This is a genomic window from Micromonospora sp. AMSO1212t (assembly GCF_008868145.1).
Taxonomy (GTDB): Bacteria; Actinomycetota; Actinomycetes; order Mycobacteriales; family Micromonosporaceae; genus Micromonospora; species Micromonospora tulbaghiae.
On the sequence record NZ_WBKS01000148.1, the window covers coordinates 1 to 13470 of the forward strand.

The window sequence follows — 13470 nt, forward strand, 5'->3', positions numbered from 1 at the left end:
GCTGTGGGGCGGGTGGCGCGAGGGCTGGCGCTCGCGGTGGACTACGGGCATCTGCGGGAGTCGCGGCCCATCGACGGGACGCTCACCGGGTACCGGGGTGGGCGGCAGGTGCCACCGGTGCCGGACGGGTCCTGCGACGTGACGGCGCACGTCGCCATGGACTCGGTCGCCTCCGCCGGTGAGCGGGTCGCGCGGTGTGCGTACTCCCTGGTCTCTCAGCGGGAGGCGCTGCGGGCGCTCGGGGCCGACGGCGGGCGACCGCCGCTGAGCCTGGCCTCCCGCGACCCGGCCGGCTACCTGCGGGCGCTGGCCACGGCGTCGGCGGCGGCCGAGCTGACCGACCCGGCCGGGCTCGGCGGGCACCTGTGGCTGCGGCAGCCGGTCGGCGTCGCGCTCGACGCGGTCGTGGCACGATGACGGGCATGACCACGGACGCCGCCGACCTCCGCGAGCTCACAGTCGGTACCGGCGCCGGCGGTGAACAGCTCGGCACCGACATGGTGCTCAACATCGGGCCGCAGCACCCCTCGACGCACGGCGTGCTGCGGTTGCGCCTGGTGCTCGACGGGGAACGGGTGGTCGCCGCCGAGCCGATCGTCGGCTACATGCACCGGGGGGCGGAGAAGCTCTTCGAGGTACGCGACTACCGGCAGATCATCGTGCTGGCGAACCGCCACGACTGGCTGTCGGCGTTCTCCAACGAGCTGGGCGTGGTGCTCGCCGTCGAGCGGCTGATGGGCATGGAGGTGCCGGAACGCGCCACCTGGCTGCGGATGGCGCTGGCCGAGCTGAACCGGGTGCTCAATCACCTGATGTTCCTCGGCTCGTACCCGCTGGAGATCGGCGCGATCACGCCGATGTTCTACGCGTTCCGGGAACGGGAGACCATCCAGGCGGTGATGGAGGAGGTCTCCGGCGGCCGGATCCACTACATGTTCAACCGGGTCGGCGGCCTGAAGGAGGAGGTGCCGTCCGGCTGGACCGGGCGCGCCCGCACCGCCATCGCCGAGGTACGCCGCCGGATGCCCGACCTCGACAACCTGATCCGGCGCAACGAGATCTTCCTGGCCCGTACCGTCGGGGTCGGTGTGCTGTCCGCCGCCGACGCCGCCGCGTTCGGCGCTTCCGGGCCGGTCGCCCGCGCCTCCGGGCTCGACCTCGACCTGCGCCGCGACGAGCCGTACCTGGCCTACGACCAGCTCGACGTGCCCGTGGTGACGAAGACCGCCGGTGACTGTCACGCCCGCTTCGAGGTGCTGCTCGACCAGGTGTACGCCTCGCTCGACCTCGCCGAGCAGTGCCTGGACCGGGTGGACCGGATCAGCGGGCCGGTGAACACCCGCCTGCCCAAGGTGCTGAAGGCGCCCGAGGGGCACACGTACGCCTGGACCGAGAACCCGCTCGGCATCAACGGCTACTACCTGGTGTCCCGGGGCGAGAAGACCCCGTGGCGGCTGAAGTTGCGCACCGCCTCGTACGCGAACGTGCAGGCGCTGTCGTCGCTGCTGCCCGGCTGTCTGGTGCCGGACCTGATCGCCATCCTCGGCTCGATGTTCTTCGTGGTGGGCGACATCGACAAGTGATCGTGGGCGGTCAGCGCCAGCGGTCGGCGTCGTCCCGGTGCGGCCGGCCGTGCCCACCGTGCTCCGGGCTGCGCCACTCCGGCTCCGCCGGCCGCCGTTCCGGCTCGGGCCGACGCCACTGCTCCGGCTCGGGCTGACGCTGCTCCGGCTCGGGCCGGCGCCACTCCGGTTCCGGCCGGCGCCATTCGGGAGGCGGCTGGCGCCACTCCGGCTGGCCGCTGCGCTGCGTCGGCGGCCGCCACTCGTCCGGCACCGGCACCCCACCGGCCGGCAGCGCCGGGTGGCTCTCCCCGGGCCAGCGGGCGTCCGGTCCGTCCGGCCCGCTCGCGTCCGGTCCGCCGCCGCGTACCGAGGCCCACCGGTCCTCGACGCGGTACTCCGTGCCACCACCGTCGGCGTGCACGGCGGCGCGCCGCTCCCCGAGCCGGATCTCCCGGCCCGCACCGTCGTCGCGGACCGCGGCCCACCGGTTACCGGCACGCATCTCGGACCACTGGTCGCCGTCGGCACTCGCCCGCCCGGCCGGGGCGTCCGCCGCTGCCGCCGGCCAGGTGCCCGCCGCCCGGCCGGCCCGGTCGTCCTCGCCGCCGGACCAGGGCCGCTGCTCCTCCGCCGCCGTCCGGCCCTGGTCGCCCGACCAGCCGCCCCCGGAGGTACGCCCCGACCAGCCCTGTTCACCAGCGGTACGCCCGGACCAGCCCTGTTCACCGGCGGCGGCCCGGCCGACACCCGCCCACGGATGTTCGGCACTAGGACGCCCGGGGTCAGCCCACGGGTGCCCGTCGTCGCCGGATCCGGCACCCCGACCACCGTCGTCCGACCCGGCGCGGCGGCCTGACCGGTCGTCCGGGTCGCGGTGTCCCGCGCGCCAGTGGTCGGCCGCGTCCGCGCCCCGGGGCCTGTCCTCGTCCGACCAGCCGCCGGGGAACCCGCCGTACCGGCTTCCGGCCGGCTCACCACCGCCGACGATCGTGTGTCGGGTGGTGACGTGCACCGTCTCGGTGTGGTGGACCACGCCGACAGGGCGGGTCTCCGGCCGGGCGACCGGCTCGGACACCCGCGCCGCGCCGTACACCCCGCTCGCCGGCTGGTCGGGACGCACTGAGGCCCGCGCCGGCTCGGCGTCGTGCCGACCGGCCCGTGCCGGTTCGGAGTCGTAGCGGCCGGCCCAGGGCTGTTCGGTCTCATAGCGGCCCGCCCGGGACGGCTCGGCGTCATAGCGGCCCGCCCGGGACGGCTCGGCGTCATAGCGGCCCGCCGGGGACGGCTCGGCGTCATAGCCGCCCGCCCGGGGCTGTTCGGTCTCATAGCGGCCCGCCGGGGACGGCTCGGCGTCGTAGCGGCCCGTCCGGGGCGGGTCGGCGTCGTGGTGGCCGGTCCGAGGCGGGTCCGCGTCGTAGTCGGTTCCGTAGCGGCCGCCGGAGTACGCCCGCCGGGCCGGTTCGTCGTCGTCCCGGCCGGCCGGGTACGCCCGGTCGACATCGGGCGGGCCGGTGACCGGCACCCGGGCCGCACCGCTCGGGCGCGCCGACCCGGCCACGGAGGGAGACGCGGGGGCGGAGGCGGACACGGGCGCGGAGGCCAGTCCGGCGGCGGCTGCGTCGAGCCGGTGCCGGACCGCACCGGCCACCTCCTCGGCCCGTCGTGCCTGGTCGAGCGCCTGGTTGCCGCGCTGGGCGGCGGCCACGATCTCGGCCCGCAGCTCCCGCCGGAGCTGCGCCAACTCCTCGCGGAGTTCCTCGGTGGCCGCGCCGCCGGAGCCGCTCTCCGGTCGCAGCGCGATGGACAGACCGATGAGCACGACCGCAAGGATCGCCAGGACGGCGCCGAACCGGATCGAGCCGTTGCCGTCGGCGATCAGCAGGATGAGCGCAGCCAGGGGCGCCAGCCCCACACCGACCCAGAACAGGACGGTGAGCAGGGTGGGCGTGCTCTTGTCGGCGGGCGCGACCGAGGCGGGCATGGCTGAGCAGAGTACCGAGAGTTCCACCAGAGGGGAACGGGTCGGCACCATTCGATGAGCGGCCCGTCGAACAGGGCAGCCGTGCCGCCGGCCGGCACGCGTGGCGCCGGCCGGCGGTGGTGCGTCAGCTCGTGGCCAGCGCGGCGTCGGAGGAGAAGACCAGGCCGACGCTCGCCGAACCGGTCTTCAGCGCGTTCTTGGTCTGCGGGCCGCCCGCGTCCAGCGAGCTGAACGAGCCGGCCTTGAAGTCGTAGACCTCGACCAGACCGGCCTGGCACTTCGGCCGCTGCGGGCACTCGGGCGGCCCCGCCAGCACGGTGGCCTGGCCGGAACACTTGGCGGCCAGCTCGGAGAGCGTGGACACGCCGTACTTGTCGGCGAACGCCTTGGTCACCGCGAACGCGTTCTGGTCCTGCGCCTGGGAGGGCTGGCCGAAGACCAGGCCGGCCTTGTCACCCTCGGTCTTCAGCGCCGCGACCGTCTTGTCCAGCTCCGGCGAGGAGACGGGCTGGGCGTCCTTGCCGTTGGCCTTGGTGTTGAGGAACTCCGCCATGGTGGCGGCGTACTCCGGGACGACCTGGATCTGCCCCTTCTCCAGGGCCGGCTCGTAGAGCTCCCGGTTGCCGATGGTCTGCACCTTGACCTGGTAGCCGGCGGCGGTGAGCGCGATCTTGTAGAGCTCGGCGATGGTCTGGCTCTCGCTGAAGTTGCCGGCGCCCACGGTGATCTGACCGCCCGGGCCCTTCTCGATCCCGTCGGTCACGCCGTTGGCGGAGGCGAACTCCTGCGCCGCGACCTGGGGCGTCTTGCGGTCGACGTCGACCGCCCGGTTGAGCTGGATCAGCTTGGGGGTGTCGAGCTTCGCGGAGACCTTGTCCAGCGCGGCGACGAGCTGCGGCGTGGCCGCCTTCGCGTTGATCGCGGGGATGACGTTGTCGGTGTTCTGGAGCTTCTTGTCGTCGGTGAGGACGACGAGCTGGTCGCCCGCCACCGGGGCGCAGCCCGCCCCCGAGGCGCCCTGCTCGGGCGCGTCGGTGCCGGACGATCCGGCGTCGCCGCAGCCGGTGAGGAGAACAGCCGCGGTGAGTGCGCCGAGCGCCCCCGCGGCCAGTGTCGTACGCGCGCGCATCAGTGCCCGCCTTCCGTGTCCCGGCGCGACCCCCTCGGGCCGGCCGCGTGTCCGACGGGCGATCCGGACGGCCACCCGCGACTCCAGCCAATATCTTCCGGACCCGACCGACAAACTCGGAGCGGTTTTCGTCACCCGATCGTCACCGACGGCTCAGCCGCCGGTCGTCGCCGCCGTCGCGCGGCGGTTCGCCCGCCGGCGTACCCGGCGCAGCGGGCGCGGCGTCACCACCCGCTCCACCACCGCGAGCAATCCCTCGACGAGCAGCGCCAACCCGGCCACCAGCACCCCGCCGGCGATGATCTGACCGCCCCCGGCGGCGATGTCGAGCCCGAACCCGGCCCGGATGATCTGGCCCAGCCCGCCGCCGTTGACGAACGAGGCGAGCGCGGCGGTGGCCACCACCTGCACCGCAGCGGTACGGAAGCCGGCCGCCAGATAGGGCACCGCGAGCGGCAGCTCCACCCGGCGCAGCACCTGCCCGCCGGACAGGCCCATCCCCCGGGCCGCGTCCCGGGCCTCCGGATCGGCCTGCCGCACCCCGGTGTACGCGTTCGCCAGCAGCGGCGGGACCGCGAAGACCGCGAGCGCCACCACCACGGCCGGCCGGCCGAAACCGAGGACCGTCAACGGCAGGATGGTCAGCAGGGCCAGCGTCGGGATCGCCAGCGTGACGTTGGAGACCAGCAGGACCAGCCCGCCGCCCCGGCCGCTGTGCCCGAGCCAGAGCCCGATCGGCCAGGCCACCAGGCACCCGAGCAGCACCGCCAAGGCGGACATGCTGAGGTGCTCGCCGAGGCGGTCCAGCACGCCGCCGGGGTTGGTCCAGTTCAGCGGGTCGTTCAGCCAGACCACTGCCTGCTCGACGGGGTTCACCGGGCGGACCTCCCGCGCAGCCAGGGAGTGAGCAGGCGTCCCACGCCTGCGAGCACCAGGTCGAGCACCAGCGCCAGCAGCACGCACAGCACCGTGCCGGTCATGATCTGCGCCTTGTAGAAGTTGTTCTGGAAGCCCGCGAAGATGAGCTGGCCGAGGCCGCCCCGGCCGACCACCACCCCGACGGTGACGAGCGCGACAGTGGACACGGTCGCGAGCCGTACGCCGGTGAGGATGCCGGGCAGCGCCAACGGCAGCTCGATCCGCAACAGCCGGCCCCACCTGCCGTACCCCATGCCCTCGGCGGCCTCGCGCACCTCCGGCGGCACCTGGGTCAGCCCGGCCAACGCGTTGCGCACGATGACCAGCAACGCGTACAGCGCGACCACGGTGAGCACGGTGATCGCGCCGATGCCCAGGTAGGGCGCGAGGAACGCGAACAACGCCAGCGACGGGACGGTGTACAGCACCCCGGTCACCGCCAGGATGGGAGCCGACAGCGACCGGAACCAGTACGCGAGCACCGCTAGCGGCAGCGCCACCAGCGCGGCGATCACCACGGCCCGGGCGGTCAGCCAGGTGTGCTCCCGCAGCGCGGCGAGGATCGTGTCAGAGTTGTCCCGCACGTACTGCCAGGAGAACCACGGATTACCCGGGTCGGCCCGGTAGCTCAGGTGGAGGGACACACGTGGACGGTACCCCGGGAGGCACCGCCGGAGGCGGCGCGGCGTCGATCACGCTGGAGCGCATCCGCAAGCGCTACCCGGACGGCACCGAGGCGGTACGCGAGCTGAGCCTGGAGGTCGCCGCCGGTGAACTGGTGGTGCTGATCGGCCCGTCCGGCTGCGGGAAGTCGACGGTGCTGCGGATGATCAACCGGCTGATCGAGCCCACCGACGGGCGGATCCTGCTCGGCGACGACGACGTCACCCGGGTCGATCCGGTGGCGTTGCGCCGCCGCATCGGCTACGTCATCCAGAACGTCGGTCTCTTCCCGCACCAGACCGTCGCCGCGAACGTGGCGACCGTGCCGGGGCTGCTGGGCTGGCCGAAGCAGCGGACCCGGGACCGGGTCGGCGAGCTGCTGGAACTCGTCGGTCTCGACCCGGCGCAGTTCGGCCGGCGGTACCCGCACGAGCTCTCCGGCGGGCAGCGGCAACGGGTCGGCGTGGCCCGCGCGCTCGCCGCCGATCCGGTGGTGCTGCTGATGGACGAGCCGTTCTCGGCCGTGGACCCGATCGTCCGGACCCGCCTCCAGGAGGAGTTCCTGCGCCTGCAGGCCGAGGTACGCAAGACGATCGTGCTGGTCACCCACGACCTCGACGAGGCGGTCCGGCTGGGCGACCGGATCGCGGTGCTGTCCGAGGGCGGCCGGCTGGAGCAGTACGACACACCCGCCGCCCTGCTCGGCGCGCCCGCCTCGGACTTCGTCCGCGAGTTCGTCGGCGCCGACCGGGGCATCCGGCGGCTCGCCGTCACCCCGGTGACCCGCGCGGTGCTCGACCCGCTCCCGGCCGACGGCGGCACCGGCCTGCCCACCGTGGCGCTCGGCGACTCGGCGTACGACGCGCTCGGTGCGCTGCTCACCGCCGGCGCGGAACACGCCGTGGTCACCGAGGAGGGGCGGGCGGTGGGGCTGCTCGCCCGGAGCCGGGTGCTGACGCTGGGCGCCGTGGACTGAGCTCAGGCCCGGCCGCCGAGGCTCGCCAGTCCGACGATCCAGCCCGCGAAGAAGCCGTACGTGACGCCGGTGCTGGCCGCCTGGAACGCGGCGAACAGCGAGCCGTGCGGACCGAGGAGCGTGGCGAGCAGGGCACTGAGCCCGCCCGCGAGCGCGTACGCGCCCCAGCCGGAGAGGAACTGGCTGCCCGAGGACGTGACCCGGTCGGCCTGCGGGCCGGGCAGCAGGTACAGCAGCGCCGCGGCCAGCACGATCAGCAGGATCGCCCGCAGGTTGGTGGCGAACACGCCCTCGTCGGCGTGCCACCGCCAGGACGGCCAGGCGAGCAGCCGCAGGAACCAGCCACCGGCCCCGGTCGGGTCGGTGCCGCGCTGCGCCCAGTCCACGTACATCGGGCTGCCGCCGACGGCGACGAGCAGGAACGCGGCGAGCGTGCCGGTGCCGGCGGCCGAGCCGTACCGGGAGACGGTGCGGGGGCGGTTGCTCAGAGCCATGCGGCGGTCAGTTCCCGGCCGGTCCCGCCGGGCAAACCTGCGTAACCGGTCGGCCGTCGTCGGCCGGCGGGCCGTCATCGACCTCAGTGCTTCATCAGGTAGTCGATGAAGGCGGCGCGCAGCAGCGGCGCGGACTCCTCGTAGCCGTGCCCGGTCAGCTCACGCCAGAGCGCGTTCGCCTCGTCGATGGTCGGGCCGACCGAGTTCGGCGCGCCGTCCAGCGCGGCGGCCTCGTCCGCGTTCGGCAGGTGCCGCAGGACCGACCAGAAGAACCCCACGTCGCGGCGCTCGCGCGCCAGGTGGAACGCCTGCTCACGCAGTTCCTCGGTGGAGAGCTTGTCGAGCTCGTCGAAGGTACGGCCGCCGGGGGCGGGAGTATCGGTCATGCCGCCGAGCCTAACCGGAGAGATCAGTCCGGGCGCGCCGGACGCACGGCGGCCGCCGGTCAGCGGTCGTCGGCGTCCCAGCGCCGGGGCTCGTTGTCCCAGCGCGGTGCCTCCCACGCCTCCACCGGGGTGTCGTGCTGGCGTACCGGCAGCACCGACGGCCAGGCGTCGGCCGGCTCGGGCGCCGGGGTCATCGTCCAACCGCCGCTCAACGCGCCGTCCCGGGCCGGGCGGACCGGGCCGGTCCCGACCGTCGCCGCCGGGCGCGGCCGGCCGAACGTCTCGACCAGCCGGGTGACGAGCAGGCCCACGCCGAGCACGGCACCGCCGAGCGCCCACCGGCTGACCGTCCAGCCGTGCGGGACGGTCCAGGCGAGGAACACCACCACCAGGCAGACCGCGAACAGGGTGCCGAAGATGCCGCCGCGCCGCCCGTACGCGCTGGTGCCGGCGAGCATCACCGTGCCCACCGCCAGCACGGTCCAGTCCAGTCCGGTGCCGGGCGCGACCTGGCCGTCCCCGTTCGCCGCGATCAGCACGCCGCCCAGCATCGCCAGCACGGTGGACCCGACGAGCGCCAGCGCGGTCACCGTGGCGGCCGCCACGCCGCGCCGCCGGGCCGGGTCGGCGACCGGGCGGAACCGGCCGATCAGCCGGCGTACGGGTTTCATCGCGGCGAACAGGCCACCGAGGACGGCCACCGCGGCGAAGCCGACGAAGAAGTAGAGCGCGCTGCGACGAGGGTCGTAGTCACCCTGCACCGCCACCGGGCCGGTGCGCCGTTCCAGGTAGACGATCACGCCGGCCGCCCCGGCCAGGCTCGCCGCCCACCCGGGCACATGCAGCACCACCACGGCCAGGGCTAGCGCCAGCCCGGCCGCCGCCGCCACCGCAAGCGCCGGCAGCAGCGCCTCCCGCATGCCCCGGTCGCCCTGCTCGGCGAAGTGCAGCGCGGCGGCCAGCGCGACCGGGCCGACCGCCAGGTTCACCGCGCCGGCCCGCAGGCTCAGGCCGGCGGCGAGCGTGAGCAGACCGAGCGCTGCGACGTCGACGAGCAGCGTCTTCAGCGCGCCGCCGCGCAGCGCGTCCGCGTCCTCCCGCCAGAGCAGCCAGGCCATCGCCACCAGTCCGGCGAGCAGCACGAACTCCCAGAGCACGTGCACCGCGATCCGGTCCCGGCCGGGTTCGCCGTGCGCCGGGTCGTCGAAGACGTTCTCCAGTACGGCAGCGGGCACCCCGGACGACGTCTCCGGCGGCGCTGTCCGGCCCGCATCGTCGTACGCCATTGGCTCGCGCCTCCCCAGGTGGCCGCGTCCGGCCCACGGGCGGGCGGACCGGTGGCGGCCGTCGCTCTCCGGTCGCCAGGGACGGTACCTCCGGGGCGGGGTGGGGGGAACCCTCAGAGACGCCCGCGGGGCGTCTCCCGGTCGCCCGGCTCGCGGTCCTCGTCGTCCTCCTGCTCCGGCACCCGGCAGGAGCGTTCCAGCCAGAGCGCGGCCGCGACCAGCGCCAGGGCGGCGATCAGGCCGCCGAGCGCGGCGGGGCGATCGTTCGTGGCCGCGTTGGTCTGTTCCACGAAGAGCCAGCCGGTCAGGCCGGCGTAGAAGCCGGCGAAGATGGCCCCGGCCAGCGCGGACGCCTTTGCCAGCACCACGAACCGGGCGACCAGCAGCGGGTTCACCGGCTCCCGGCCGGGTCGCCGCTCGATCCGGCCCCGGGTGTTCACCGCCGCGTAGCCCTCCAGCACGGCCAGCCCGGCCAGCGTGATCACCGGCAGCCAGGGCAGGTCAGAACCGAGGTCTCCGTAGAAGCTGCTGATCAGCAGCCAGGCCACCGCGGCGGCGGCCAGACCGGCCACCACCAGCGTGGAGGCCCGGGTCGGACCCATCCGGAAGCGGTCGGGCCCCTGCGGGGAGCGGTCGGTGCTCACCGCACCTCCTCAGCTCGCCACTGCCGGGCCACGCTCCACCGGGTCATGTGTCCGACTCTAGCGTCAGATCGGGTCGCGGGCTCAGTTCCAGGGCGTCCCCGGCCAGCGGCTCGGCGTTGAGCAGGTCGGTCAGCCAGCCGTGCCCGGGCAGCCGGCCGTGCGGCTCGATGTCGATCCACGGGCGCAGCACGAAGGCGCGCAGGTGGGCCCGGGGGTGCGGCACTGTCAGCTCGGGATCGTCGCGGAGCACCGGCTCACCGGCGTCGTCCCAGACCGCGATCACGTCCACGTCCAGCGTGCGGGGCCCGTACCGCCGTTGCGGGTCGCGGGCGCGCCCGGCCGCCGCCTCCGCGGCCCGGGCGCGGGCCAGCCAGTCCTCGGGCGTCGCCGCCGGGTCCGCGGCCATCACCACCGCGTTCAGGTACGCGGGCTGGTCGGCGTCCCCCCACGGTGGAGTCTCGTAGACGCCGGAGACCAGCAGCACGCTGTCGCCGAGCGCGGCCACCGCGCCGCGCAGGTGGCCGAGGCGGTCGCCGAGGTTGCTGCCGATCGACAGCACGGCCCGGGTCATCGGGTACGCCGCATCGTGACCGCGACGTCCCGGAACGCGTGCGGGATCGGGGCCTCCGGCTTGTGCACGGTCACCGTCGCGGCGGCCACCAGCGGCTCGGCCAGGCAGACCGCGAGCAGCCGGTCGGCGAGCGTCTCGATCAGGTTCACCGGCTCGCCGGTGATCACGGCGACCAGGCGTTCGGCCAGTTCGCCGTAGTGCACGGTGTCGGTCACCTCGTCCGAGCGCGCGGCCGGGCCCAGGTCCAGTTCGAGCACCGCGTCGACCACGAACTCCTGCCCCTGTGCGCGCTCGAAGTCGTAGACGCCGTGGCGGCCGTGCGCGCGCAGGCCGGTCAGCTCGATCCGGTCGGTCATCGGTCGCCTCCGCTCAGGCCGGTGGCCGCTTCCGCCTGCCGCCTGCCGGTGGCCGCCTCCGTCGGCGACGCGCTCGCAGGCCGGGTGCCGGTCGCGGTGGCGAGCCGAGGGCTGCCGGTGGCACGCCAGACGGCGAGCGCGTCGGCGGTGGCGCGGACGTCGTGCACGCGTACCCCCCAGGCGCCGGCCGCGACGGCGAGCACGCTCGTCGCGACGGTCGCGGCCTCCCGGCCGGCGGTGGGCCGGGGCTCGCCGGCCGGGTCGGCGAGCAGCCGGCCGAGGTAGGACTTGCGGCTGGCCCCGAACAGCACCGGAAAGCCCAGGTCGACCAGCTCGGGCAGGCGGGCGCTCAGCGCCCAGTTGTGGGCGGCGGTCTTCGCGAAGCCCAGGCCCGGGTCGACGATGATCCGGTCGGCGGCCACCCCGGCGGCGAGCGCGGCGTCGACGCGCCGGCTCAGCTCGTCCCGGACCTCGGCCACCACGTCGGTGTACGTGGCCAGCTCGCGCATCCCGCGGGAGTGCCCCCGCCAGTGCATGAGCACCCAGGGGCAGCCAACGTCGCGGACCACCCGGGCCATGTCCGGGTCGGCGAGGCCGCCGGAGACGTCGTTGACCACGTACGCGCCGGCGGCGAGGACCGCCTCGGCGACCCGGGCGCGGCTGGTGTCGATACTGACCCGGATGCCGGCGGCGCTCAGCTCGCGGACCACCGGCAGCACCCGGGCGGTCTCCGTCTCCGCGTCGACCCGGTCGGCGCCGGGCCGGGTGGACTCGCCGCCCACGTCGATCAGGTCGGCGCCGTCGGAGCGCAGTCGCACCCCGTGTGCGACGGCCGCGTCCAGATCGGCGTATCTGCCGCCGTCGGAGAAGGAGTCGGGCGTGACGTTGAGGACGCCCATCACCACCGGGGTCTCCGCCCGTACCAGATCGGTCACGGACCCGACAGTACCGTTCGCCGGCAGGGCTTCCGGCCACCGGGCGAGCGCCCGACGCGGCACCCCTGACGTGCGCATTGGAACAGGTGTACGATCGGTCATCCGGGCCGTCGGAGGTCGACTCTTCACGGCTTGTCGCAAAGGTGGCCGGGCCGTACGCTTTGGAATTGCCCAGCATCGAGATGGCGAAGCCTGGAGGGAGGGCCGAAGCGGGAAGAATCCCCCCAAAACTCACCACTCTGCGTGGTGAGTGACGGACTCAGCGTTGACGGCGCTGCCTCTGACGAGCACCATCCCGCCAGGCTTGCCTACTTGCACCAACGCGGCGCTGCCGGCCGCGACCTTGGGGAGGTTTCCAGTGATCGCCATCGAGCTCATGGCAACGGCGTCCAGTGCCGTGGACCACGCGCTCCACACCCTGGCGTCGACTCCACTCGCCGAGCCGGCCCCGAAGGGCATCGACACCGACAACGTCGTCACCTTCTTCGCCAGCAAGATCGCGCCGATCCTGCTCGCGGTCCTCGGAGTGATCTTCATCGGCCGGGCCAGCCGGGGCGAGATCTCCAAGGTGCTGACCAGCTCGGCCATCGCCATCATCGGCCTGGCCTTCATCGCCGGAGCGGCCACACTCTTCTTCGTCGGCGACTACCTGATCAACCTGATCTTCGAGTAGGGCGTTGGGCGACGATGCGGCTGCGCACCGACGACGACATCTACCGGGCACGCCTCGTCTACCTGGGGCCGCCCGGGTACACCCTTCCCGTCCACCTGCCGTACGCCCAGTACGGCCTGTTCATGCTGCTCGTACCCCTCTACATGTTCATCCACTGGCTGTTCACGCTCCAGGTCGAGCTGTTCCCCGCCTGGGAGATCTCGCTGGCGATCGTGACGACCTCGTTCATCTTCCGGTACGTCGACCCGGACCGGCCCGCGCGCATGGTCATCCGGACCGCGCTGACCGACTGGCGACGCACCCGGGAACCGGCCACCGAGCAGCGGGATCCGCGGCTCGTCGCGAGCCGGATCAGGATCCGGGAGGAACTGGCATGACCGGGCGTACGACAACCGTGCAGACGAACGACGCGGGTGAGGCGGTCGCATGAGTCGCTCTTCCACGCCGGGTTCCCCGGCCGGGCGCCCGGCCGGGCCCACCGGTAACCGTGCGCGATCGTTCGACTACCCGCCGGACGAGGATCTGGACGAGGTCGTCCTGGACAGCGCGCTCGTCACCAGCCCCGGGCACAGCCGCGTCGGCGTCTTCCAGCCGCCGCGACCGCTCACCCCGCGCGAGCCGGTACGCCCCGACGGCGACATCGACTCCCCCTTCCTCGACCTGTTCGGCGGCGCGCAGCCCCGGCGGCGACCGGCCGCGTCCACGCCGCCCGCACCGGTCGAGCCGGTGGTGGCCCCGCCCCGCCGTGGCGTCGGCCGCGAGCCCCTGCCGATCCCGCACCAGCCCGCCGTGCCGGTCGCGCCGGTGCCCCGGCCCGAACCGGAACCACCGGCCCGCGAGCAGACCCCTGGGGTACGCGTGGTCGGGCGCCCCCGGCCCGAGCCCACACACGC

16 protein-coding genes and 1 pseudogene are annotated in these 13470 nt (G+C 74.3%); 6 read left to right on the top strand and 11 right to left on the bottom strand.

The window, feature by feature from the left end:
* Both F8279_RS26110 and F8279_RS26115 read left to right on the top strand, forming a co-directional pair.
* The coding region (locus F8279_RS26110; protein WP_192580774.1) for an SAM-dependent methyltransferase at nt 1-417 on the top strand (417 nt) is incomplete at its 5' end.
* Nucleotides 414-1583: an NADH-quinone oxidoreductase subunit D gene (locus tag F8279_RS26115; protein WP_175438836.1), complete on the top strand. Its 1170-nt coding sequence runs from the start codon at nt 414-416 to the stop codon at nt 1581-1583. The genes F8279_RS26110 and F8279_RS26115, both read left to right, overlap by 4 nt.
* Nucleotides 1584-1593: 10 nt before the next feature.
* Here F8279_RS26115 and F8279_RS26120 read toward each other — a convergent pair whose 3' ends face one another.
* From F8279_RS26120 to F8279_RS26135, 4 genes are all read right to left on the bottom strand, one after another.
* Nucleotides 1594-3546 (bottom strand): hypothetical protein, encoded by a 1953-nt coding sequence (locus F8279_RS26120; RefSeq protein WP_151501344.1) that lies wholly within the window; start codon nt 3544-3546, stop codon nt 1594-1596.
* Between the two features lie 124 nt (nt 3547-3670).
* Nucleotides 3671-4675: a glycine betaine ABC transporter substrate-binding protein gene (locus F8279_RS26125; RefSeq protein WP_091425701.1), complete on the bottom strand. Its 1005-nt coding sequence runs from the start codon at nt 4673-4675 to the stop codon at nt 3671-3673.
* 153 nt (nt 4676-4828) lie between these two features.
* Nucleotides 4829-5551, bottom strand: coding sequence for an ABC transporter permease (locus F8279_RS26130; RefSeq protein WP_151501345.1), 723 nt, complete (start codon nt 5549-5551; stop codon nt 4829-4831).
* Complete coding sequence (locus tag F8279_RS26135; protein ID WP_091425708.1) at nt 5548-6237, bottom strand: ABC transporter permease; 690 nt, start codon at nt 6235-6237, stop codon at nt 5548-5550. The genes F8279_RS26130 and F8279_RS26135 overlap by 4 nt, the downstream gene beginning before the upstream one ends.
* A 2-nt stretch (nt 6238-6239) precedes the next feature.
* Here F8279_RS26135 and F8279_RS26140 point away from each other — a divergent pair, with 2 nt between their 5' ends.
* A complete protein-coding gene (locus tag F8279_RS26140; RefSeq protein WP_151501346.1) occupies nt 6240-7232 on the top strand; it encodes an ABC transporter ATP-binding protein in 993 nt (330 codons plus the stop codon).
* 2 nt (nt 7233-7234) lie between these two features.
* Here the strand turns inward: F8279_RS26140 and F8279_RS26145 are convergent, their stop codons facing one another.
* From F8279_RS26145 to folP, 7 genes are all read right to left on the bottom strand, one after another.
* Nucleotides 7235-7726 (bottom strand): hypothetical protein, encoded by a 492-nt coding sequence (locus tag F8279_RS26145; protein WP_151501347.1) that lies wholly within the window; start codon nt 7724-7726, stop codon nt 7235-7237.
* Between the two features lie 83 nt (nt 7727-7809).
* Nucleotides 7810-8112 carry a hypothetical protein gene (locus F8279_RS26150; protein ID WP_091425717.1) on the bottom strand — a complete coding sequence of 101 codons (303 nt, stop codon included), beginning with the start codon at nt 8110-8112 and terminating at the stop codon, nt 7810-7812.
* A 59-nt stretch (nt 8113-8171) separates the two neighbouring features.
* Nucleotides 8172-9398, bottom strand: coding sequence for an ABC transporter permease (locus F8279_RS26155; RefSeq protein ID WP_091425719.1), 1227 nt, complete (start codon nt 9396-9398; stop codon nt 8172-8174).
* A gap of 113 nt (nt 9399-9511) precedes the next feature.
* Nucleotides 9512-10000, bottom strand: coding sequence for a DUF3180 domain-containing protein (locus F8279_RS26160; RefSeq protein WP_151501350.1), 489 nt, complete (start codon nt 9998-10000; stop codon nt 9512-9514).
* Between the two features lie 85 nt (nt 10001-10085).
* Nucleotides 10086-10613, bottom strand: coding sequence for a 2-amino-4-hydroxy-6-hydroxymethyldihydropteridine diphosphokinase (gene folK, locus F8279_RS26165; protein ID WP_151501348.1), 528 nt, complete (start codon nt 10611-10613; stop codon nt 10086-10088).
* A complete protein-coding gene (gene folB / locus F8279_RS26170; protein WP_043327897.1) occupies nt 10610-10969 on the bottom strand; it encodes a dihydroneopterin aldolase in 360 nt (119 codons plus the stop codon). Before folB ends, folK begins: the two co-directional genes overlap by 4 nt.
* Entirely contained in the window at nt 10966-11904 is a 939-nt protein-coding gene (gene folP, locus F8279_RS26175) for a dihydropteroate synthase (protein ID WP_192580775.1), read from the bottom strand. The genes folB and folP overlap by 4 nt, the downstream gene beginning before the upstream one ends.
* A 358-nt stretch (nt 11905-12262) precedes the next feature.
* Here folP and F8279_RS26180 point away from each other — a divergent pair, with 358 nt between their 5' ends.
* From F8279_RS26180 to F8279_RS26190, 3 genes and pseudogenes are all read left to right on the top strand, one after another.
* Entirely contained in the window at nt 12263-12577 is a 315-nt protein-coding gene (locus F8279_RS26180) for a hypothetical protein (protein WP_013288976.1), read from the top strand.
* A gap of 14 nt (nt 12578-12591) precedes the next feature.
* A complete protein-coding gene (locus tag F8279_RS26185) occupies nt 12592-12954 on the top strand; it encodes a hypothetical protein (RefSeq protein WP_013288977.1) in 363 nt (120 codons plus the stop codon).
* Nucleotides 12955-13003: 49 nt separating this feature from the next.
* Nucleotides 13004-13470 (top strand): annotated as a pseudogene (locus tag F8279_RS26190) (hypothetical protein); the annotation flags it as partial.

Coding starts and splice junctions, on each gene's coding strand:
- F8279_RS26115 (WP_175438836.1), top strand. CDS start 414: ATGACGGGCATGACCACGGACGCCGCCGACCTCCGCGAGCTCACAGTC.
- F8279_RS26120 (WP_151501344.1), bottom strand. CDS start 3,546: ATGCCCGCCTCGGTCGCGCCCGCCGACAAGAGCACGCCCACCCTGCTC.
- F8279_RS26125 (WP_091425701.1), bottom strand. CDS start 4,675: ATGCGCGCGCGTACGACACTGGCCGCGGGGGCGCTCGGCGCACTCACC.
- F8279_RS26145 (WP_151501347.1), bottom strand. CDS start 7,726: ATGGCTCTGAGCAACCGCCCCCGCACCGTCTCCCGGTACGGCTCGGCC.
- F8279_RS26150 (WP_091425717.1), bottom strand. CDS start 8,112: ATGACCGATACTCCCGCCCCCGGCGGCCGTACCTTCGACGAGCTCGAC.
- F8279_RS26155 (WP_091425719.1), bottom strand. CDS start 9,398: ATGGCGTACGACGATGCGGGCCGGACAGCGCCGCCGGAGACGTCGTCC.
- F8279_RS26160 (WP_151501350.1), bottom strand. CDS start 10,000: ATGGGTCCGACCCGGGCCTCCACGCTGGTGGTGGCCGGTCTGGCCGCC.
- folK (WP_151501348.1), bottom strand. CDS start 10,613: ATGACCCGGGCCGTGCTGTCGATCGGCAGCAACCTCGGCGACCGCCTC.
- folB (WP_043327897.1), bottom strand. CDS start 10,969: ATGACCGACCGGATCGAGCTGACCGGCCTGCGCGCGCACGGCCGCCAC.
- F8279_RS26185 (WP_013288977.1), top strand. CDS start 12,592: ATGCGGCTGCGCACCGACGACGACATCTACCGGGCACGCCTCGTCTAC.